The organism is Hymenobacter antarcticus, assembly GCF_039539545.1.
In the GTDB taxonomy this organism is placed as follows: domain Bacteria; phylum Bacteroidota; class Bacteroidia; order Cytophagales; family Hymenobacteraceae; genus Hymenobacter; species Hymenobacter antarcticus.
In genome coordinates, this window is record NZ_BAABDI010000007.1 from 108,649 (window position 1) to 129,547 (window position 20,899).

Genomic DNA, 20,899 nt, shown 5'->3' on the forward strand with positions numbered 1-20,899 from the left:
CATACCGGTATCTCGACTTCTGCAACAACCACGAGTAGTTAAATGAACTCGACAGCTGTCCAGTCCACCTCAATCTCGGGGTAGTCGTCAGCGCTTAGCAAACCGATGGTCAATAGCTCGGCCTTTAGCAGCGCGCAACGCTTCATAAGTGGGAGTAATTCGCGCCAGATAGCCCGCAGCGGCAGTGATTTCCGAAGCCAATCCTGCTTCTGCTCGGCGCTGGGCGGCGCCGACAAGCTCGGCTTCGCGTTCACGCGCTGCCACTCGGCGTGCATGGTCTGCTCGGCGTGAGTTAATCGTTGCTTCTGCTCGTGCAACCGCTGGTGCCTCGCGGTCAAAGTCGGCTTCCAATCGATAAGCTGCTGCCCACTCACGTTCAAGTCGGGCCAGCTCGGTAGCTCGGCGGCTAACGTCTGGTGATTCGCGTTCCAATCGGCTAATTCTTCGCGCAAACTCGTCTCCCGTACGGCAGCAGCGGCCTTCCAGGTAGCGACTGAGGCGGGTAAGTCGGCTCTGAATTGCGCGTTCCACTGCTGCAGCTGCTGTAAAGTCAGCGGATTCTCGCGCTGCTCCTGCTTCAAGCGCCGTTCGAGCTTCTCGAAAGCGTTTCGTAACAGCGTCTTGTGCTGCTGCAAGGCGGTCGTGTAGTTGGCTTCGCTTTGCTGCAACAGCATGTTCTGCTCGGCGATACGCTGCTCGGCGCTCTGCCACTCGGCGTCGTAGCCCAAGGGCTGCTCGTTCACAAACTGCTCGAAGGGCAAGCTCAACAGCCGCCTGCTCTCCTGCAAGTTTTGCTTTTTCCCTCTCAAAGAGTCGCGCCACGTCTGCTTTTTCTGCTCCCAGTGCTGCTGCTGCTGCGTTAAGTTCTGCTTCCGCTCCTGCAAACTCCGCTCGTAATTCTGCCTCAGCTTCCGCAAGCTGTGCGGCCAGCTCGTCGGCCTCGTGTTTTTCTGCTGCTGCAAGCGCGTCGTACGCCGCTGCAAGTCGCTCATGGAGGGTGCCCACTGCAGTTCCTCCCACAAACTTTGCAAGGCTTCGTAGAGCTTCTCTAATTTCGTAGAGCTGGCACTCGAGGGATTCTGGCTCAAAGGCTGGTGCTTCTTCAGAATTGTCTCCACCATGTGGCGCAGGGCCGACGGCATCACGTCCAACGGGGTCAGTAGTTTCTCGCTCATGATTATACAGCCACTTGGTGTCGGTGGCAGAAGCCAGTAGTTTTTCAATTTCCCGGGCGTTGAAAAACCAGGGGATGGTGATTTCAATGGTGTCAATCTGGGCCCGGCGCAGGCCAATGAGCTTTTCGTATCCTACTTCGTGGGTGACGTGGATTTCGACGAACAAAATGGGCTGGTCGTTCGCATCGGTAAAGATGACATCGGGCCGGCACACGAAATCCACCCGGCCGGGCTCGACCACGAAGGGTTGTTGCGGTCGCTGAAAATCAAGCCCACACGCTGCGTTTTCGTACATCGTGCATTCGAGGTACACATGGGCGGCTTTTACCACGCGGGCGTCGTGCAAGGCCTGGATGGGCCCTTGGTACCCTTCCGCGCGGCGTGGGAAGACCGGCGGTACCTTCACCCAGCGCTGCTGTTGCAGGATGGCCTTGGCCTGGCGGTGGGCATAGGTTTCGTCGCGGTAGTCACAATGCTCGCCCAGAGCCCACACCTGGGGCTTGTGACGGAAATGCCGGGTTTGGTTGATGTCGCCGTAGCACAGGCGAACGGGTTTGCCGCAGCCGCGGCAGGTGTAGTCTTTGCGGTGTTTATCGGCTGAGGCGGCAGCCACCACGTTGAGCTGCCCATCGTGGGCATAAGCGAATCTAATACGCGGAGGCATGGGGTAGAGAAAAGGCCATGAGTAAAATTTAATTTCACCGGAAGGAACTTTTATCTCCAGGGCAATTTAGCGGCCAAACTCCGCTAAGTCCTTTGCGCAGGCAGTAAGTTCGGGGGCTGATGTCCATTTCAGTTTTATCGCCTTCCTTTCTATCCGTGACTTGCCCTGACTTCGCCGCCCGCTGGCTCACTCCGGCGGCGCCAAAGTCGCCAACTACGGCCTCTTTCCGCAGCCCCTGCGCGACACTCTCCAGCAAGTGGCCCAGCCACTCCATGCCGCCCAAGTCGCCGCCCGCTTCAAGCCCCTCGAGCCCGAGAAAGTAGAGCTGCTACTGGCGACTTTAGCTACCCTAAGTTTGGTGCGGCAGTTACCGGAAGGTACCTACGTGGCCTTGCCCATATTTTTTCAATTACCAACCACCGAAATCTACATGCCAGCTCCCGCTTCGCGCGATTACAGCCAATGGATATTGTCCGGCCGCTCTATCCCTCTGAAAAAGGGGGCTTTCCTACTTGCCGTCTTCGAGGACTTTGTTGCCGATAAGCTGACGGTGGCGCAGCTTCACGAGGTGTTCCGCCCGGTGGAAGAGTTGCCTGCCAGCCTAGGCAACCGCACCGTCTTTAAGCTTAGCTACGAGGTGACGGATGAGGTACGCTTCAACCGCCAGCCCATTCGCACCGCCGGTGGCCAATTGGTGCGCGTGAGCACGCAGTGGAGCTGGGCCAACTTCCCCTACGTGCTCCGGGCGGTGCACCAGGCCTTCGGCATTCGATTGCAAGGTTGCCGCCTCACCGACCAGATGCGCGCGAGTATGCGCCGCGCGGATGCGGCCTATGAAGAGGTGGACTGTTGAAGCTGTATTTATTAGCTGCCATCGCCGACTATTTGGCAAAGGATTTAAACTTGCTGCTGCTCATGCGGCTATTCCCGAGCCAGCCATTGCATCCATCGGATAGATTTCAATTTCAACCTCTTTTCTCTTGTTTATGACCGTTCCTACCCACCTGCAGCATCAACCCATTGTCGCTGTTGATGACTATCATCTTAACGATGCCGTCTATCCGGCGCAAACCACTGATGCCCGTGCTCTGTCCATTGGCCGGGCCCAATTCGACCCCCACGACTTCACGGCCAAAGTATTTCGCGAAACGGCTACAGGCCGCTGGAGTCGTCAAAGCGAGGAAGTGCCGTTGCATCGGGTGTTGGATTTGGCTATTCTGTTGGCAACCGTGGTGAAACGGCAAACCACTGGCCAAGCAAGTCTATCACCCCGCTTGAAAGAGTACGTCATCAATCCAAGCGACTATCCCGATTTGGTCAATTTCATTCAGAATAACTGGGGAGAATTTGGTCCTCGTTTACAAGAGCTAAAGGCGCTGCTTTAATCATTACGCCCCGGGCGCCGCAATCATGCTAGGGTATTTCACATTGTCCTTAGGTCTACTTCTGCTGCCCTTCCCTGGCCTTCGCTAATCTATAAGCATTAGGTCTAGCTTGTCCATCTAGTGATACGTTACGTGCGCTGGCTACCCCATGACTTGGTAGCCCAATGTTGCGCTCTGCGCCGACCCCGAGTGGCAGGGCGAATGTGCTCAGGGCCTGTGCAACGCCGGTATTCAACCCGCATTGTACCTGCGGCCGGGGAGTAGCGCATAGAAAAGCTTTGTATTTTCAATGACGTGAAAACTTAAAGTGGCGAATAGCCAAGCCATGTACCGTTAAGCAGCGTCAAACAAACCCTTAGTCGCAGCCTGCGCTGTACTCAGAAGGAGCAATTCTATTTAAATACCATTACCTGGTTGACATCACGAAAGTATTTATTCAATGAGTGGCAGAGGTACGTCTGGTGGAGTTGTTTTTCAGGCTGAAGTAGGGGCCTGCGTTGCGGGCTTGCTTTTGGCAGAGCGTCCTCTTTCCCGACTGGCGAGCGGTTTACCCGGAACCCCCAAGAAATTGTTTTTTGAGGTACCAACGGCGGTAGACGACGTTCTCATCCAGACGGATTGTGGAGAAGTATACATTCAGGCGAAACGCACAATTGCTCTCTCGGCTCATCCTGACGGGGAATTAGCTTCCGTGGCCGACCAATTTGTGCGGCAGTATCAGCAAGGTACTTATGTAAATGGGCCTCCCCGCCGTTTGGAAATGGCCCGCGACCGTTTAGTGCTCGCCGTCGGAACGGAGGCCCCCACCACCATTACCCACCATCTACGAGAAGCGCTCGACCGCAATCGCACGGGTGCCGCTACGGGGATGCCGGGCCGGCTACTGGTTGCCCTGCAAACGTTCACGACCCTACTGCAGGCCGCGTGGCTTAAAACCGCAAATGAACCCTTGCCCACTGTTGAGTTGCAAGCCTTGCTGGGAACCTGTTCCGTAATAGTTATAAGTGACGACCACCGCCAGTTGCTGCTGGAAGTTCTACGTCCCGTCGTAGCGATAGTCGGGGAGGAAACTACGCTATTTGATTTGCTCGTGGTATGGGCGGCTGATGCTGCCCAACGCGGTACCGGGGGCGATATTTCCGTTATCAGTCAAGCCTTAAGAGGGAAGGTGCAATTACTGGCACCGCCCAGTTACCAGGACGACGTAAGTTGCCTGACGACATATAGTACGAAGGCCATTGCCCGCCTAGGGCGATTCGCTACGCTGGTGGCTCCGGAAGGCGCCGTCACCATTCACCGACCGGTGGTTGACATAGTTGCGGCCGCCGCGCGGGAGGGTTCTCTTGCGCTCACTGGAGAACCTGGTGCTGGCAAGTCCGCCGTTATGCATCAACTCGCTCAGCACCTGGGCGGGCAAGGTACCGTCGTTGCACTAATGGTGGAAGGGGGCGCGCAGACGATGGAGCAACTGAGCCGGGAAATTGGGCTTGTCCATCCGCTTCCAGAGGTCCTGCAACAGCTGCCCATTGTTGCGCCGGCTTATCTGCTGCTCGATGCCCTGGATGCCGTACGGGGAAGCGTGGCTGATTCCATCTACCGGCGGCTGGTGGAGGAAGTTACCGCTTTGCCTGGATGGCGAGTGGTGGTATCCGTGCGCACGTTCGACTTGCGGCTGGGGAGAGAATGGTGTCGTTTGTTCGAGGGAACACCTCCGCAATTAGAATACGCTGACTCTGGTTTTATGGCAGTTCGCCATGTTCATGTCGGATTGCTGAACGAGGAAGAGCAGGCAGCGGTCGCGGCTCAGTCACCAGCATTAGGCACTGCTGTCAGCACGGGGAACGCCCGACTGGTAGGCCTGGCACGTAATTTTTTCAATCTCGCCTTGCTCGGGAACCTGCTGCGCGCTCAACCCACAAGGTCCCTGGCGACTGTAATGACCCGTGGGGAATTGCTGGAACGCTACTGGGAAGAGCGCATCCAGGAGTTTAGCACCCTGGCGACGGTAAGTTTAAAGCGAATCCTCGAGCAAATGCTCGCGGCCCAGTCCCTTGACATCCCGGAAACTGCCATCGAACCGTCCTCCACGTCAACAGTGGTTGAGTTACAACGGGTCGGCGTGCTAGTGCTTGAGCATACCCAGCGCATCGGCTTCCGCCACCACGTGCTCTTTGACTACGCGGTGGCAAAACTGCTGCTTCTACCGGACGAAACCACCGCTTTACACTACTTGGAACGCACCAGTGGGGCCGGCCTCCTGATTTCTCCTTCGCTGGATTACTGGATAGAAGTCCTCAGGAAACGCCTGCCCCGAAGCAGGTTTTGGCTTTTCGTCGCTGCCCTGATAAGCAACGGGCAGTTGGACCCACTCATTCGCATTGGGGTAACGCGCATCGCAGTCGAGTCGGTCCAGGAACACGAAGACATGTCCCTGCTAATTGAGGTGCTGGGCCGGCCTGACACGGCCCTGGAACAGGCCTTTGGCTTGCTGGCGGGCGCGCTGCTTACCCGCCTATCATTCAACCAACCTGTGGCTGTTGGACCGTGGGCTGACTTGCTGGCCCATCTACCGGTCATGCGAATTGAACAACTGGGCAGCGTTCGTGCCCTGATTGGTTCGTTGTTGGATACAACGCCGGATAGTACCGCGACGCATTCGCTGGGCATAGCGGCCCGGCGACTGTTTGACCGGGTGTCTGCCGATGAAGGCTCGCTGGGATGGCTGGCCCCGCAGGCCGTCACGTATGTCGCCCGCACCTACGGAACCAGCCCCGCTGCTTCGCGCGAGTGCCTCATCCAGCTTTTTGAGCCCGAACGCTTTGCCCATTTTGGGTACATCGAAGTGCCTTGGCTTGCAGAACAGGTCTTAGCCATCGCGCCGCACGATGCAGACTTTGCCGCACAACTGTTTTGCCGGGTTTTTCGCGGGGGGCGTTTTAGTCGCGAACAAGTTACTTCTCTCTCGCGGAGTTGGATAATCGGCATGTCGTCGAACGCGGCGCAGGATTATGCGATGGCCCTTCATTCCCTCGCCCGGGCGTATCCAGCGTTGCTGCGCCAATTTCCACGGGTCGCTATTCGGGCGTTTGGCGCTACCCTTCGCGGGGTAAGCGAGCCGGAGCTGACCCATGGTAATCGCCCGCCAGGTGAAGTGTTAATCGGAACGGTCGCTCACATTTTTGCCGATGACAGTAGTTACATCTGGGCATGGGAGGTAGAGGGAGACCACCATGCAGATTATGCTACCGTGTACCAAGCGTTTGTAGAATGGGTACCGACGATTGAAGACCATGGGCTACTGATGGAACTACCCGCGCTCGTCCTTCAGGAGACGGGTACTGCATTAGCCTGGCGAGCGCTTTTCACCGTGGCTGCTACTAAGTTGGAGGTGCTCGGCCAGTTACTGTGGCGGGCAGCCGCTACATCGACAGTGCTCAGCTCGCTTGATACGCGTCAAAGTGCCGTGGCTTTAATTGCGGCAATCTATCCTCGCCTTTCTACAATAGAGCGCAAACTAATTGAAGTAGAATGGCTACACTATGATTTTGCGGACTTTGTTCAGCCAACGCACGTTCGTAACCAAGTCCTCGGCACTCTATTCACGAGTATTCGAGCAGAAAACTTAGCCACGACTGAAGCAATCGATTTTTTACAAGCTGCGAAGGGAACGGGTGGCTATTTTGAAAATGCCAACCCGTTCGAATTTTATAGCGACTACCCGAGCTCTGATAATGACTCTGAACCAGCCAGTGGTGACTCCAATGCTCCTATCAATCCCATTCTTGTACTGAGTAACCAGGTAAGACGGGCGAGTGAGGAATTGAAAACGGCGATTTCTTCGGAGCAGGCTGCTACCCTATGGAAGGCGGTTCAATCACTCACCCTTGCCTTAGAAGCTGTAGGAGAGACTATTGAGGCAGCAACAGAATGTGAGGCATCGGATGCGCTGGCCGAGGGACTTGGCTTGGCATTGTTGCACAATGGCATGCCGGCACCCGTTCGTCCGGCAGCCCTTGCGAAACTGCTTGCCCTCGCGCAGCATCCTATACCCAAGCCGTTAGACGAACCAGACGAACCAGCTGTTCATCTACCTTATTGGAGTCCCCCAGCCCCCCGAATTACCGCCGCTAAGGCAATCGCATCGTTGGTTTCAGTACCGGGGCAGTGGCCCCAAATTAGGAAGCAGTTCGAGGAGTTGTTAGTCGATGCTTACCCTGCCGTCCGCTTGCAAGTGATACATGCCCTTCCCCGGATAGGCCGGGTAGACCCTGAAAGCATGTGGTTGCTAGCCGCCAGCTTTGCAGATAATGAATTAAATTTAAGCTTGTTACAGCACGGCTCTTCCGTGCTAGCTGCTTGGCGAGACCAAGCAACCGAATGCTTGGAGCCTATTATCCTGCTGCTGGCTAAACGAACTAGCTCGATTATACGGGGCAATGACAACGTAGCCGCCCAAGTGACATACCTTGCGCTCTATAAGGGGCTAGAAGCATCTCGAACTGCCTTATGGGAGTGGGCAGCAAATTATGAACTGGAGGAAAATCGTCTGCACTTGGTGTTAGGTAATCTCCGGCAAACCTTTCTGCGGGGCTTCGACCCGGCTGACGCTGCTGCCGAAGGGATTAGGGTGCGAACGATTGAATTTATTTGGTTCCTAATTGCTGCGGTCGAGCCTTCAATTACAACTTGGCCAGTCGTTGGCCGCCCGACCGACTCGCAGATTACAGCATTGAAGCTCTTCACTGAAATATCAGACCAACTGTATTATGCGGTCAGCTTCGACAGCACCGAGCCAGGTCTGCCGAGCGTCGCCGCGAAGCAACAATTCCTAGTAGTATATGCTCCGCTCATTGCCAAACTCAATGCGCTTGGCAGTCCCAGAACGGTGCATTACATGCTGCAGGTAATAAGCAAGTTGACGGCCGTTGCGCCGGAGCGGTGTTTTGACCTTTTAAGCGCTGCTATTTTACGTCCCAGTGGAATCGCACATTATGAGCACGAAAGTTTAGGCGCGACGCTCTTCGTCGAACTCATTGGGCTATACCTAGCTGATTACCGAGCCATATTCACCGACTCCAATCGCCGAATGCGACTAGTAGATTGCTTATCCGTCTTCGTAGACGCGGGATGGCCAGAAGCCCGGCAACTATTTCAGCGCTTGCCTGAAATGCTGTAGTAGCCTTCTACGTTATGCATTGATATGAGCAAAGAGGCCCACACCGTCTGCAAACGTACTCATCGCTACGCTCTACCCAGATTGAGGTACCGGACAGGGTTTTATAATCAGCAGCCAAGCCTAGCCTTCTTACCGAAACGAATTATTGCCTTCTTTGTCCAATTACTAACGCATTTCCCTGATGACCCTACGTGGGCTAATGCTGTAAAAGTTTGCCTACATGCAGTGGCAGAAAGACTCCTATTACCTTTACCCGTGACCCGACCAATTCCACGATGGGACTACACACTTAGCTAATACCAAATTTCTCGCAGCGTCTCGGACAGAGACATCGAGCGGTTTTCCACGATATTGTAGCCTCGGCTGCTCAAATAAGACTGTTGAGCCTGCTTCCATTTAGCTAAATCGGCTGCCTTAGCATTGGTGCGGGTAAGCAGCGCATAGTAGGATACCTTGCAAGCCATGTCCGAAGTGCGCCCTAACTCCTCCATTAAGCTGTCCTGTAGGAATTCATCGCGTACTATGCGGGCCAGGAGAGGCTGAATAAAGTAACGATGGTGGTAACGCATATCCTTTTCGTGGGTGACCACCTGCGCTAGAAATGCCATGATGTTGGGCACATCCCGAAATAAGAATTTCAGGTTAAATCCAGCATCATGGTCAATGTATTCCTGAGTTGCAATGGCTTTCTCAAATAGAGCTCGTAGTTGCGGCAAGTCGGGCCAGCCGATGCAGGCGGCCACTATCTTACCCGTGTCGCAAAATGTATCCTCTATGGTCGCCACAAGCGCCCGCACATCGGCATATGCCATAAACTGCTGGCCAATTACTTCGCCGGCATAGGCGCTTTCCTCGCGCTTGTACGATTCGAGCATCCGAAGCGCAATACGCTTAAGCACTTGACTGCCTGGAGCCGCCGTCGCCAGCCAAGCCAGCAGGTCGGGGTTGGTGATGGTATCCGCGTGCTGCTCTACAAAGTTTAGCAGATAGGGCGCGGTGGGCGAGTCGACCGTTGAGTGCTTAGCCAGCGCCCCCCATATCCGCTGTGGTTCTGCCAACGCATACGAGTCGGCGATTACCTCAAAATTTCTTTGAATGCCCGCATACAGCACGTCGAAGTGTTCGACGAGCACTTTCAGCAAGATTGGTTCATGCTTGTTAAATCTGTTCTCAAACTCAAATGCTGGAGACGGTTTCTCATGGGTGTAGCTGTCCTTGGGCAAAGCAAAATACGCCGGCAGGTCATTGAGCAACAGAAAGCCCACAAAGCCAATCTGCCGGCTGGTTTCCTGACCGATATATCTGATGTGAGCCAGACGCGTGCAGATAGCTCGAATAATCTCCGGCTGAGCGTTTTTGATGCCGGTGAAGTACTGCACTGCCGCTTCGCTCCGTAGCAGATTGTCTGACTCCTGTTCGAAGGAGGCGAGTTGCTGCAGGCTCTGCTCATCGGCCAAGTAACGCTCGCCCAGTTTCTCAATCATGGGCAGCCTGTAGCTGGCTGCCAAAGGTTGCGAATATGCCAGCAGGCGGTCAATTACCTCGGTGGCCGTCGGGTAGTAGCGAATAAGTAGGTCGACCGCGTAGACGTCGTGCTGACTAGCTTCGGCGAATACCAGTGCCCGCACTCGCTCGTCGGTATGACACTGTTCCACTAGCGTGGTCAGGCAATTATAATACTGCCCCAGCAACTCCTTCGAAAGCAAACCCAACTCGTGCTCCAGAAACGGCCCCAGCAACTGGCGCACAAAATAATCCCGGTCCAGTTCAACGAGCGGCACCACGGCACGGTTACGGTCGTAGCGCTCGCGGTCAAAGAGTATTTTCTCCAAAATGGCTACCCCCTCGGCCGTTTCCTCCCTAAATAGCTGGCTGACGTAATGAGAAGCAGAGTCCTTATGTGGCGAGTCGCGCCGGAAATACTCGCGCAGCCGGTCCAGCACCTGCGGGTCGTCGCCCCACCCGTCCAGCAAGGCCATCATCGGCCACTGCGGCGATACGGAAGTATCCAGGATGCGCAGTAAGTATTCCCTCGCCACAGGAGTTCGCCCCACCAGGCAGGCAAATGCTACCTCTAGTTCACGAAAGCCTTCGACCCGCAACAGCCACTGGTCGATAGCTGCTACGACGCGCGGGCTGTCGCGGAAGTAAGTAACCATATACTGCCACCCCTGATAGTTAGTCAGGGCGTGAAGCGGATATTCCTGGGTTTCTAACTCAGTTACCAGCCAATCTATTACCTGCTCGTGGTCGTGGAAGCCGTGAAACAGCAGCTTCCAGGCAAGGTCCTTCTTCAAGCTCGAGCGCTCTGTCTTTAGTAACTCCACGCCTGCTAGGCACGCTTCCAGCAGCAGAGGGTCCGTGGGCCAGCCAGTGGCTAGCAGGCTGGTCAGTTCTTCATCTAGCTCGTTTTCCAGCCCGTTTGCTCCCGCCAGCAACTCCAGCAGGTCCTGCTCGGTGTGCTGCTTCAACTCAACTTTTAACTTTGTGCTAAACAACAGCAGTGCGCCCGTAACTGAAGTCGGTACCTGCGCCAGAGCGGCCGCCTGCCGTTCCGGCTGGCCGGTTGATGCCGCGACGCTGTTAAGCGCGAAAGCCAGCAGGTCAGGGCGGGTTGGCCCATTTAACAGGGCCTGCACCTGTTCCCACACCCATTCATCAGCCAGAAACCGACCCAGGGTAGCCGAAGCGGTCAGCTTGGTGGCAGTATTGCCATTCAGCAGCGCCTTAACCAGAAAAGCCTTTTGCGGCACCGAGAGCAATTCGACAGGTACGGCACGCAGGGCGGTCGTTCGGTAGTCGTTGTATGGATAAACGTTGGGGAAATAAGAGTTTAGGTAAGTAAATATCTGCGCTTTAAGCTTTGGGTTCTCGGCTGCTCCCAGCAGCAATTGCAGCAGCAGTTGCTTTACTGCTTCATCCTGCTCGTACTCAAACTCGTATTGAATCTGCGTTAGTGCCTCCCGGGCGGTCGCGTTGGGTGAGTTGGGCAGCCGCAAGCAGATGTCATAGCGCAGAAAGCGCACGTAATGCGCCTTAGCCCGGTCCGGCCCCTCATAATTCACTTGGGCCATAAAATCAGTAAAGTCCGTGGTTTTCTTGGCGGGTATCAAGTTAAAGAAGGTCAGCAGCACCTGATTCCAGGTCTGCTCGGCCGCGTAGGTCTGCAACAAACTGCGCGTTTCCTCCTTGTCCGACTCGTAGAGGTAGCGGGCCGCCAAGTATTCCTGAAACTGGCGATGCCGGAACGCGACTTCCTCGGTGGATTTCTCGATAAGGATACCGATGCTGTTGGCGCTCAAGTCCACAAATTCTCGACCCAGCTTTTTAGCCTTGGCTGGCTCGTAGCCCATCATTCGGTTTAGGTAGCCTTCCACCACATGGGCAGCATCCGTCTTGGCAACGGCCCCATCGTTGCTGTGCCCCTGGATGTAGAATGCCAACTCGGCAAACACATCATTCAACTCAAAATCCCAGCGCACCTCGTCTACAATGCCAGCTTCCCACTGCCGTTTGCCTGGGTGCTTATTCACCAAGTAGTCCGTTATATCTTGAAGGGCGCGCAGCTTGTTGCGGGGCAGTACTGAGTCGCGCAGCTTTTGGGCTACTAGGATACTGAGCAACAATGGGTTTTCAGCCAAGTGCTTTAAGTCGTTTGATTTATCCAGCTCGGCGAAGAAATTGTTCGTTTCGGCCGGGGCCCGTTCTGTGCTGCCCGGTCCGATAGCCCGCAGCCACTGCTCATACCAATTGCGCACGAACGCCCGCTGCTGCGGACGTGAGAAGGGGGCCAGCTCCAGTTGACGTACATTTAGCAGGCGCTCCTGCAACAGCTTATACCCGTATGGGCGGCTGGAATACACGACGGGCACCCCTCGCAGGCTGGCCTGAATCTCAATTTTGGCAATAGTCTGCTCGGCCGCGGCCAGACTATTCCACTCGTCTACCCCATCGATAAGCAATAGTAACCGCTCGTCCTGCAGCGCGAGTTGCACCAGGTCGGCCAGATGCTTTTTATCCATGCTACTGAACCACAGGTGTAACAGTTCGGTCAGGCTGTAGTTGGCATTTACAGTCAACTGCTTGGTCAGGTAAGCGAAAGGAAGCCAAACGGGCAGGCGGCCGGGCAGCTGCCGGGCCACCGTTTCCAGCGTAGGGCTGCTGCTAAGTAAATCGAGCGTTAGATAGCGCAGCAAGGTGCTCTTGCCGGCACCAGGGTCGCCGATGATAATGCTGCGGGGGTGGCGTACCAACTGTACCTCGAAGCGTACCCGCGTCTTAGGAGCAGGACGATAATATTGCTCAGTAGAATTATGGCGTGGTTTGAGGAGCCCGGCTCGTTGCTGCTGCCGGTGGGTATGCATATCCTGGGCCTGCTCACGAACTGCATCGTCCACCGTATCCGCCACCGGTTTGGTCGACAGCTGCGAATAAGCAGCGCTGGTGGTTACTTCGTACACATCGGGTACAATGAAGCGCTGCTGAAGCAAGAAAGGGCTTTCATATAGCTCAGGAATAGTCAAGCCCGGGTCGTAGTGGTTAAACACTACCGCGTAAAAAGCCGCTAATTCCTGTCGGTACTTCACTACTAGATTGGCATCGAGGCGCTGCTGTTCCGTATGAAGGCGCTCATAGGCTTCTGGCCCATTGAAAAGTTTGACCCATTCCCGGCCGAAAAAATCATAGACGATAGGCGGATATTCTTTGAGCAGCCGGGGCAGTTGCACCTTATCCCATTTGCTGAAGCCGATACCTCGGGCAGCCAGTTCGTCGCGCAGTTTTTCAAACTCGTCCTGCTGCTGGGTAGTATTGAGCGCGGCTGTGGTGCACAGCACAAATTCATCACTCTTAGCTGCCCACTGGCCTTTTAAAAACAACTCAACGATTTCCCGGAGCGCACCAGGTGTCAGCGTTTCACAGCGCTTGCACTGGTAAGTAGCGTAGGTTCCGGAGGGCTTCCGAACAAATATATCAATGCCTTGCTGGTCCTGTCCCCTGATGCCGTACAACTCACTGGCCGTTACGCCCGCTTTTGCCTGTACGAGGCGCAGACACAGGCGTTCAAAGTCCTGCCATGCCAATTGCTCTACTGGCAACTCCTGCTGGTTGGTCGTCAGCGGCGGGGCGATAGCGGTAGTAGAGGGGGTAAGCAGGTAAAGCGGTAACAACTCCATATGGCAGTGGGCAACGGCGTACTAAATCACAACAAAGCTGCGGCGCAATTGGCGTTGCGACAAATAAGCCCCTCAATGACTGTTAGCTGAACGATTAATCAACCTGATGACCTCATCGAGCCGGTGTACGCCCCCCCAAATTGAGAGCCGGTAGAGAAAAGCATCTACTCACTACTCTATACTTGACAGTAACTTACCAGGCTTTGAGCCTAAGACCAAGGAGTAGAACGCAACGGCATCCCTTATGGTCATTTTACAAACATTCCTCTGCAAGGCGTCTCAATGGGGCGAACATTAGCTAGACAGGCGTTTTGAAAAGGCCACCGCTTCTCAAACTGCCAACACGGTAGCCCGACACTGAAAATAGCGGAGCTTTTTATACATCGTAAACGAGCGATTATTAGATGTCATCATTCGTTAACACTCATCAGAGGAAAGCCTGATGCGAAAAGCTTCTCGGGGCTGAAACGAACGAAAGGTCTATAGTAGGAGGGGGAATCGAGCCGTAGGGGAAACCGTTTCAACCTGACGTATCGAGCCATGCTCGCCAATAACCCTGCCTGTAGCCAGCCAAGACTTATGGGTCCCCTCCCGGGTCCCCCGGAAAAGCAAAAGGCCCTTCCTGATATCAGGAAGGGCCTTTTATGTGGTCGTGTAAGGAGTCGAACCTTAAACCTTCTGATTCGTAGTCAGATGCTCTATCCAATTGAGCTACACAACCGTTTCCCGTGTTGGGAGCACAAAGGTAAGGATAGAAAAACGGGCTTCACAAGCCTGCTGCGTGTTTTTTGCTGATATTTTTTCGATTTTGGTGCAAGCCGCTCATAATCAAGGGTGCATTTCGGCGCTGGCGGCCCCTTTGCTGAGGGCGCGTTTCAGCGCGTGGCTGAAAATGTAGTAGAGTCCGAAGAATGAGACGACCACCAGGCCCAGCAGCAGCAATTTGCCCGTGGTGCCGGTGCCGGGGTCTTTGAGCAGGGTGAAAACATCCTGCGCCTTGGTACCGAGCCAGTAGAAAAACAGGCTGCGCGGCAGCATGCCCGCCACCGAGGCCAGCAGAAACGGCCAGCGCCGCACCCCCATAATGGCCAGAATGAAGGTCATGAGGGCGAAGGGCGTGACGGGCGACACGCGGGTGAGGAAAATGAGCTGCCAGCTGTCGGTTTTCAGCTCCTTCATCACGGCCTCGGCCTTGGGGAAGCGGCTGATAAAGGCCGTCATCTTGCCATGGTCGAGGGTGGCGGCTATCTGGTAGCCGAGCAGGGCGGCCAGGGCATACGCCACCACCATGCCCGGAAAGCCGCTCCAGCCTAGGTAAAAGCCCGTGATGAGCACCACGGCGGTGGTATTGACCAGCGAAAACGCCATGGCCACGCCCACGATGACAAAGTAGAGCAGGCTCTGGGCCGTGGTGAGCTGTTCGAGCAGCTGCTGGTTGCGGTAGAGCACGAAGGTGAGCGACGAGCTGCCCACAATGGGCACGGCCACCAGCAGCAGCATGGAGAGCAGGGTGGAGAAGTTTTTTTGTAAAAGCTCGCGCAGAAATTTCATGGGCAGCGAAGGTAATAGGGGGCCGGGGCCGGTGAGCCCGATGGGGCCAGCCCCGCCGGATGCAGTCTGTACGATGGTCCGGGGGCGGGGGCTGCCCCGCGCCTCAGGATTCTTTCGCGCCAAGGCCGAGAAACCGTTTCGCGGCGGCCCAGGCACCGGCCACGGCCAGCAGGCCCAGCTTCCAGAATTTCAGCACCACGGCAAACAGGCCCACTTTGGCCAGCACCTTGCCCGCCACCAGGCCGCCGATGGTGTAGGCGGCCACTTCGTCGAGGCCGGGGTTGAAGTCGACGTAGCGCTGGCCCTTGGCAAAGGTGACGCCCGCCAGCAGGCCGGGAATGCTGGCCTTGATTTCCTCAATCTGGCGGCGGTCGCCGATGGCGTTGAGCACCAGTACGCCCTTGCGGCCCAGCAGGCGCACGTTGTAGTTGAGCACCGTGTCGGGGCCCGCGCCGAAGCGCAGCGATTTGGCCCAGTGCAGGGCATTTTTGTCTTTGTCGTAATACGGGTTGGCCGCCCAGCCCAGCAGGTACACCGGGTCGTAGCCCACGGCTTGCCGGTCCTTGTTGCCCTCGTCCACGTCGTTCTGCATTTCTTCCAGCAGCTCATCGTACTTGATGTCCTCGGCATCATTGTCCTTCACGTAGCCCATGGCATCATACTCAATGGAATACGCCCAGTGATTGGGTTCCACGGGCCCCCGGCCGACCGGGAATAGCATGCCCAGGCATTCGCCGTTGGGGTTGCCCCACAGCTGCTCGAGCACCCGGCGGCTCTGGGCCGAGTCGAGGTAGCGGAAGCCCCGAGGCACGGTGAGCTCGCCAATGCCGCTGGGCAGCACAATGTGGCCCTGCTGGTAGTGCAGCGTGTGGTTCACCGAATCGGTGTAGGCTTTGGCGGCCGCCTGCCAAAATGCCACCGAATCCACGGCGGTGGGAGTGGGCCTGGGCCTGGGTTTGGGCTTGGCAACAGCGGCTCCACTCATCAGCAGCGCGGTAAAAAGGAGTAGAATGGATTTCATGCGTAGTGAAACAGGTTGGAAAGGGCCAAAAACTGAAAAGAACCAAACGGCGAATATAGCCGGGCCCCGCCGTTTTGGGGCTGCCCTGGCCGGCGTCCGTAACTTGCCGCCCCAACGCACCGGCTCACGCTGCGTGCCCGGTTCGTTTTACGTCAATTCTCCTTCGATTTTTATGAAATTCGCCACCAAAGCCATTCATGCCGGCGTGCATCCGGACCCCGCTACCGGGGCCATCATGACGCCCATCTACCAGACCTCGACCTACGTGCAGACCTCGCCCGGCCAGAACAAGGGCTTCGAGTATTCGCGTACGCACAACCCCACCCGCACCCAGCTGCAGGATGCCGTGGCCGCCCTCGACAACGGCAAGCACGGCCTGGCCTTCGCCTCGGGCATGGCCGCCATCGACTGCGTGATGAAGCTGCTCGCGCCCGGCGACGAGGTCATTTCGACCAACGACCTCTACGGCGGCAGCTACCGCCTGTTCACGAAAGTGTACGAGCCGCTGGGTATCAAATTCCACTTCGTACCCATGCACGACATGGAAGCCGTGCGTGCCGTGGTGAGCGAGAAAACCAAGCTCATTTGGGTGGAAACGCCCACCAACCCGCTGCTGAATATCATCGACATCGCGGCCGCCGCCGCCGTGGCCAAGGAAGCCGGGGCCCTGCTGGCCGTGGATAACACCTTCAGCACGCCCTACCTGCAAACGCCGATGGACCTCGGGGCCGACATCGTGATGTACTCGCTCACCAAGTACATGGCCGGCCACTCCGATACCGTGATGGGCGCCCTCGTAGTGAACGACGACCAGCTGCTGGAGCGCCTGAGCTTCTACCAGAATGCCTGCGGCGGCACGCCCGGCCCCCAAGACTGCTTCCTGGTGCTGCGCGGCCTCAAAACCCTGCACATTCGCATGCAGCGGCACTGCGAAAACGGCCGCGCCGTGGCCGAGTACCTGCGCCAGCACCCCAAAGTGGAGAAAGTGTACTGGCCCGGCTTCGAAAACCACCCCAACCACGCCGTGGCCGCCCGGCAGATGCGTGATTTCGGCGGCATGATTTCCTTCGTGCTGAAGGGTGATAAGCAGGAAGATGCCATCGCCGTGCTCGAGAAATTCCAGTACTTCACCCTGGCCGAAAGCCTGGGCGGCGTGGAAAGCCTTTCGGGCCACCCCGCCACCATGACGCACGCCAGCATCCCGGCCGAGCAGCGCCGCAAGTCGGGCCTGAGCGACTCGCTCATCCGCTTGAGCGTGGGCATTGAGGACGCCGAGGACCTGATTGAGGACCTGGCCCAGGCCATCGGGTAATGCGGAGCTATGCTACCATTGCTGCCATAGGCGGGCTGCTGAGCTGGGCGCTGCCAGCGGCGGCCCAGCAGCCCGCCCCTACGGCCACCACCCCCGGCGGCCGGGCCAACTTCATATTGGTGCAAACCGCCGCCCGGCCGGATTCAGTGCTGGCCGGGCTGCGCTTGTATCTGAAAAACAATGGCTTTGTGCTGGATACACTGGACCAGGTGCGCGGCCTGCTCACCACCCGCGTATTAGAAGAAGGCGAGATATTGCCGGAGCAGATGAAAATCCGAGCCCTGCGCGGGGCCGGAGGGTGGAAGCTGACGGGGGTTTACTTGATTGGTGGGCCGCAGCTACGCGGATTTGCCGCGTTCACCGCTTTTCCGGCCACGTTTTTCGGGCTGAATGACGCCCCGGCAAAAATGACCTTCCGGCTGCTGGAGGCCGCGGCGCAGGCTATCCCCGGCGGCACCCTGCGCTACGGCCGGGCTAAGGTCCCGTTCGGGGCATTCACCAAGTGGCAGGATGCGCTGAAAATGCCCTGGTGATGCTTCCAGCTTCGGGTCCTCGCTTATCCGCCTGAGCGTGGGTATTGGGGATGCCGAGGACCTGATTGCCGATTTGGTCCAGGCCATCGGGCAAGCACACTGAGGCCGACGGGGCAAGCGTTGGAAGCGCCGGACGGTCCTCGCGGATAGTCCGGCGCTTTTACATTTAGCCGTCTAACCACTTAAACTCTGCTTTCGATGCGTCATTTGTTTCTATCATTGCTGCTGCCGCTGGCGCAGCCTGGGCTGGCCCAAGTAGTCGCGCCGCCCGCTCCCCCGCGTATCATTCTGGTGCGCGGCACCGCCGAGCAGGAGCTGGAGCCTGAAAAGCTCGATTTGCTAATAACTTATCGGTTCTCAGATAATGTGAAGGAAAACGCACACAGCCAGGAGCAGTCGCAGGCGCTGCTACAGGTGCTGAAGCAGGCCGGTATCGCCGCCGATAAGCTGGTTCTCGAAGACCTGAACGCCAGCGGCTACGGAGGCTTTTCGAAGGTAAATAACACCAGTGTGATGCTGTTTAAAACCTATCGCCTCACCCTGGAGCGTCCGCTGCTACTCAATACCCTATTGCCGCAGCTGGTGCAGGCCGGGGCCGATAATGTTCGCCTGGCACACCTGCAAAATGCCCGGTTGGAAGCGGTGAAAGCCGATTTGATAACGCAGGCCGTAGCCAATGCGCGCCAGAAAGCCACCGTAGGTGCCAGCGCTGCTGGCCAGCAACTCGGTGCGGTACTGGGCCTGGTGGAAGTGCTGCCGGGTAGTTCGCGACCCGACGTGCTGCAGGCGCGGTACAAAATCATGGAGCTGGGTAGCAACAGCAGCATGCCTTCGGCGGAAGCAGAGGAAAAGCCGACGCTGCGCAAGATTAACGTCAAAGCAGTGTATGATGTCGTTTTTGAGTTGAAATAGCGCCGCTTCCGTCGCCAATCCCTCCGTTTATGGCCCAAGCCATTCCCATCGAAACCCTGCCGCTCTTCGCCGAGCTCGACCGCCTGCTGCTGGAGCTGCTGCGGAGCCCAACGCCCGCCGACTGGCAGCGCCCCACCCTGGCCCGCCAGTGGACGATGAAGGACATGGCCTCCCACCGCCAAAGTCACCCTGCACCCCGCCGATGCCTGGAAATTACTGTCGTGCAGTAAAAAAGGATTAATGCTCAACCCAATATTCAAAAAGCCGTTTTAAGGAATAATTCTGTTCAAGTAGCCAGCATCAAACTGGTCAAATTCACATGTTATCATTAGCTACTTTGCGCAGCTGGGGCCGGACGGCTCCGTTGGCGGCGCTACTGGGCCTGACGGGCTGCGACCTGCTCGAATTCAGCCCCAACGACCACCGCGTTCCCGAAGAATTCACCAACCTCACCGCGAAGAATCTGGCCAGGCTGGCGGCCCGCCCGTTGCCCGCCGGCGATACGCTGCGTTTCGTTTTTACCGGCGACTCACAGCAGTTCTACGACGAGGTGGAGGACTTGGTAACCAGCGTGAACCAGCAGCCGGGCGTGGCATTTATGGTGGTGGCCGGCGATATTTCCGACTTCGGCCTGGCCCGCGAAATGCGCTGGGTGGATGAGAAGCTGCGCCGCCTGTACATGCCCTACGTCACGGTCATCGGCAACCACGATTTGGTGGGCAATGGCCGCGAGGCCTACCAGCACATCTACGGCGCGCTGGACTATTCTTTTGTGTACGGCGACACCAAGTTTACGCTGCTCGATACCAACGGCCGCGAGTACAATTTCGACGGCTCGGCCCCCAACATGGGCTGGCTAAAGCCCCAGCTCACCAATCTCGATGGTGCCCGCCGCCAAGTGGTTATCTCCCACGTGCCACCCACCAACGATGACTTTGACCCCGCCCTGCGGGCCCCCTACGTGCAGGCCCTGCGCGAAGCCCCCAATCTGGTGTTCCAAATGAACGGCCACAACCATTCCTCCAGCGTTACGCAGCCCTACAATGACGGGGTGACTTATATTAATTCCGACGCTTTTTCGGAGCGCCGCTACATGGTGGTTACCGTGTGGGGCAACCGTCAGTTTCGTATCAAACGGGTAGCGTTCTAATGAAAACACTCTTGCTATCCGCCCTTTTGTTGGCTGCCGGAGGCTCCCATGCCGCCACGCCGCCCGACACAACCGCCACTGCTGCCCCGCGCCCCGAGCGGCCCTGGTACCGCCCCAGCCACCTGGCCCTGCAAACCGGCGGCGGCCTGGGCATGGTGGCCGCCGGAGCCGGCTACGAGTTCAGTAAAAACCGCCTCGAAGCCGACATTCTCATCGGCTACGTGCCCAAGCGCTACGCCGGCTCCACGCTGAGCCTGGCCTCGCTGAAGTTCATGTATTCGCCCTTTCGCCTGCCGATTGGCGAGAAAATTCAGGTGCTGCCGCTCACGGTGGGCGCCTATTTCAGCTACACCCACGGCACGCTCAACGACGAGCTGAAGGGCCAGTATTCGAGTGAATACTACTGGTTTTCGACGGATACCCGCTACGGGCCGCTGCTGGGTAGCCGCGTCACGTTTCTGGCCCCGCCCGTTGCGGCCACTGGCCAGCCGCGCAAAATATCGGTGTATTATGAGCTGGGCAGCAATGACTTGTATTTGGCCAGCTACCTCAATAATCGCAAAGGCGGACTGGGTTTCGGCCAGCTCCTGACCCTGGCGCTGGGCGTGAAGGCTGATTTTTAGCGGCCCGCGAAGTTGCCCTGACGCATCGAATGCCCCGGAGCAATGCTTCGGGGCATTTGTCAGATATTCCGGCCGGCTCTGCGTCTGATTGCGGGCCGAAACCGGCGCTGATGTTCCACTGCAGCTGCCCGCGCCCGGCCGGCGCGTTGAAGTAGCGCGGGGTGCCCTGCATTCGCACCGGTGGGGATGAATAGTGTGAGGCGCGGGCCGCCCGATGCCTAAA

The 20,899-nt window shown here is 57.2% G+C and carries 14 protein-coding genes and 1 tRNA gene; 10 read left to right on the plus strand and 5 right to left on the minus strand.

Going from position 1 to position 20,899, the window contains the following annotated elements:
- Positions 1 to 38: 38 nt before the first annotated feature.
- A complete protein-coding gene (locus ABD819_RS07375) occupies positions 39 to 1,175 on the minus strand; it encodes a hypothetical protein (protein ID WP_345122612.1) in 1,137 nt (378 codons plus the stop codon).
- A 148-nt stretch (positions 1,176 to 1,323) separates the two neighbouring features.
- Between ABD819_RS07375 and ABD819_RS07380 the strand changes: the two genes are divergently transcribed.
- The 4 genes from ABD819_RS07380 (at position 1,324) to ABD819_RS07395 (ending at position 8,400) form a co-directional block, all read left to right on the plus strand.
- Positions 1,324 to 1,776: a hypothetical protein gene (locus tag ABD819_RS07380; protein WP_345122615.1), complete on the plus strand. Its 453-nt coding sequence runs from the start codon at positions 1,324 to 1,326 to the stop codon at positions 1,774 to 1,776.
- 319 nt (positions 1,777 to 2,095) lie between these two features.
- Complete coding sequence (locus ABD819_RS07385; protein ID WP_345122617.1) at positions 2,096 to 2,692, plus strand: hypothetical protein; 597 nt, start codon at positions 2,096 to 2,098, stop codon at positions 2,690 to 2,692.
- Positions 2,693 to 2,825: 133 nt separating this feature from the next.
- On the plus strand, positions 2,826 to 3,224 hold the full coding sequence (locus tag ABD819_RS07390; RefSeq protein WP_345122619.1) for a DUF6530 family protein: 399 nt from the start codon (positions 2,826 to 2,828) through the stop codon (positions 3,222 to 3,224).
- Positions 3,225 to 4,608: 1,384 nt separating this feature from the next.
- Positions 4,609 to 8,400, plus strand: a complete 3,792-nt coding sequence (locus ABD819_RS07395) for an NACHT domain-containing protein (protein ID WP_345122621.1) — start codon at positions 4,609 to 4,611, stop codon at positions 8,398 to 8,400.
- Between the two features lie 293 nt (positions 8,401 to 8,693).
- Here the strand turns inward: ABD819_RS07395 and ABD819_RS07400 are convergent, their stop codons facing one another.
- The 4 genes from ABD819_RS07400 to ABD819_RS07415 all read right to left on the minus strand — a co-directional run bounded on the left by ABD819_RS07400 (position 8,694) and on the right by ABD819_RS07415 (position 16,146).
- Entirely contained in the window at positions 8,694 to 13,574 is a 4,881-nt protein-coding gene (locus tag ABD819_RS07400; RefSeq protein WP_345122623.1) for an NACHT domain-containing protein, read from the minus strand.
- Positions 13,575 to 14,221: 647 nt separating this feature from the next.
- Positions 14,222 to 14,295 (minus strand) — tRNA-Arg (locus ABD819_RS07405).
- 107 nt (positions 14,296 to 14,402) lie between these two features.
- Positions 14,403 to 15,125 carry a TVP38/TMEM64 family protein gene (locus ABD819_RS07410; RefSeq protein WP_345122625.1) on the minus strand — a complete coding sequence of 241 codons (723 nt, stop codon included), beginning with the start codon at positions 15,123 to 15,125 and terminating at the stop codon, positions 14,403 to 14,405.
- 103 nt (positions 15,126 to 15,228) lie between these two features.
- Positions 15,229 to 16,146 carry a DUF2167 domain-containing protein gene (locus tag ABD819_RS07415; RefSeq protein ID WP_345122627.1) on the minus strand — a complete coding sequence of 306 codons (918 nt, stop codon included), beginning with the start codon at positions 16,144 to 16,146 and terminating at the stop codon, positions 15,229 to 15,231.
- Between the two features lie 172 nt (positions 16,147 to 16,318).
- Here ABD819_RS07415 and ABD819_RS07420 point away from each other — a divergent pair, with 172 nt between their 5' ends.
- The 6 genes from ABD819_RS07420 (at position 16,319) to ABD819_RS07445 (ending at position 20,676) form a co-directional block, all read left to right on the plus strand.
- Positions 16,319 to 17,458, plus strand: coding sequence for a cystathionine gamma-synthase (locus tag ABD819_RS07420; protein ID WP_345122629.1), 1,140 nt, complete (start codon positions 16,319 to 16,321; stop codon positions 17,456 to 17,458).
- A complete protein-coding gene (locus ABD819_RS07425; RefSeq protein ID WP_345122631.1) occupies positions 17,458 to 17,991 on the plus strand; it encodes a hypothetical protein in 534 nt (177 codons plus the stop codon). Before ABD819_RS07420 ends, ABD819_RS07425 begins: the two co-directional genes overlap by 1 nt.
- Before the next feature lie 198 nt (positions 17,992 to 18,189).
- Entirely contained in the window at positions 18,190 to 18,903 is a 714-nt protein-coding gene (locus ABD819_RS07430; protein WP_345122633.1) for an SIMPL domain-containing protein, read from the plus strand.
- A 29-nt stretch (positions 18,904 to 18,932) separates the two neighbouring features.
- Positions 18,933 to 19,133: a maleylpyruvate isomerase N-terminal domain-containing protein gene (locus ABD819_RS07435; protein WP_345122635.1), complete on the plus strand. Its 201-nt coding sequence runs from the start codon at positions 18,933 to 18,935 to the stop codon at positions 19,131 to 19,133.
- An 89-nt stretch (positions 19,134 to 19,222) separates the two neighbouring features.
- Positions 19,223 to 20,053 (plus strand): metallophosphoesterase family protein, encoded by an 831-nt coding sequence (locus ABD819_RS07440; protein ID WP_345122637.1) that lies wholly within the window; start codon positions 19,223 to 19,225, stop codon positions 20,051 to 20,053.
- A gap of 26 nt (positions 20,054 to 20,079) precedes the next feature.
- Positions 20,080 to 20,676, plus strand: a complete 597-nt coding sequence (locus ABD819_RS07445) for a hypothetical protein (protein ID WP_345122639.1) — start codon at positions 20,080 to 20,082, stop codon at positions 20,674 to 20,676.
- The last annotated feature ends 223 nt before the right edge of the window (positions 20,677 to 20,899 follow it).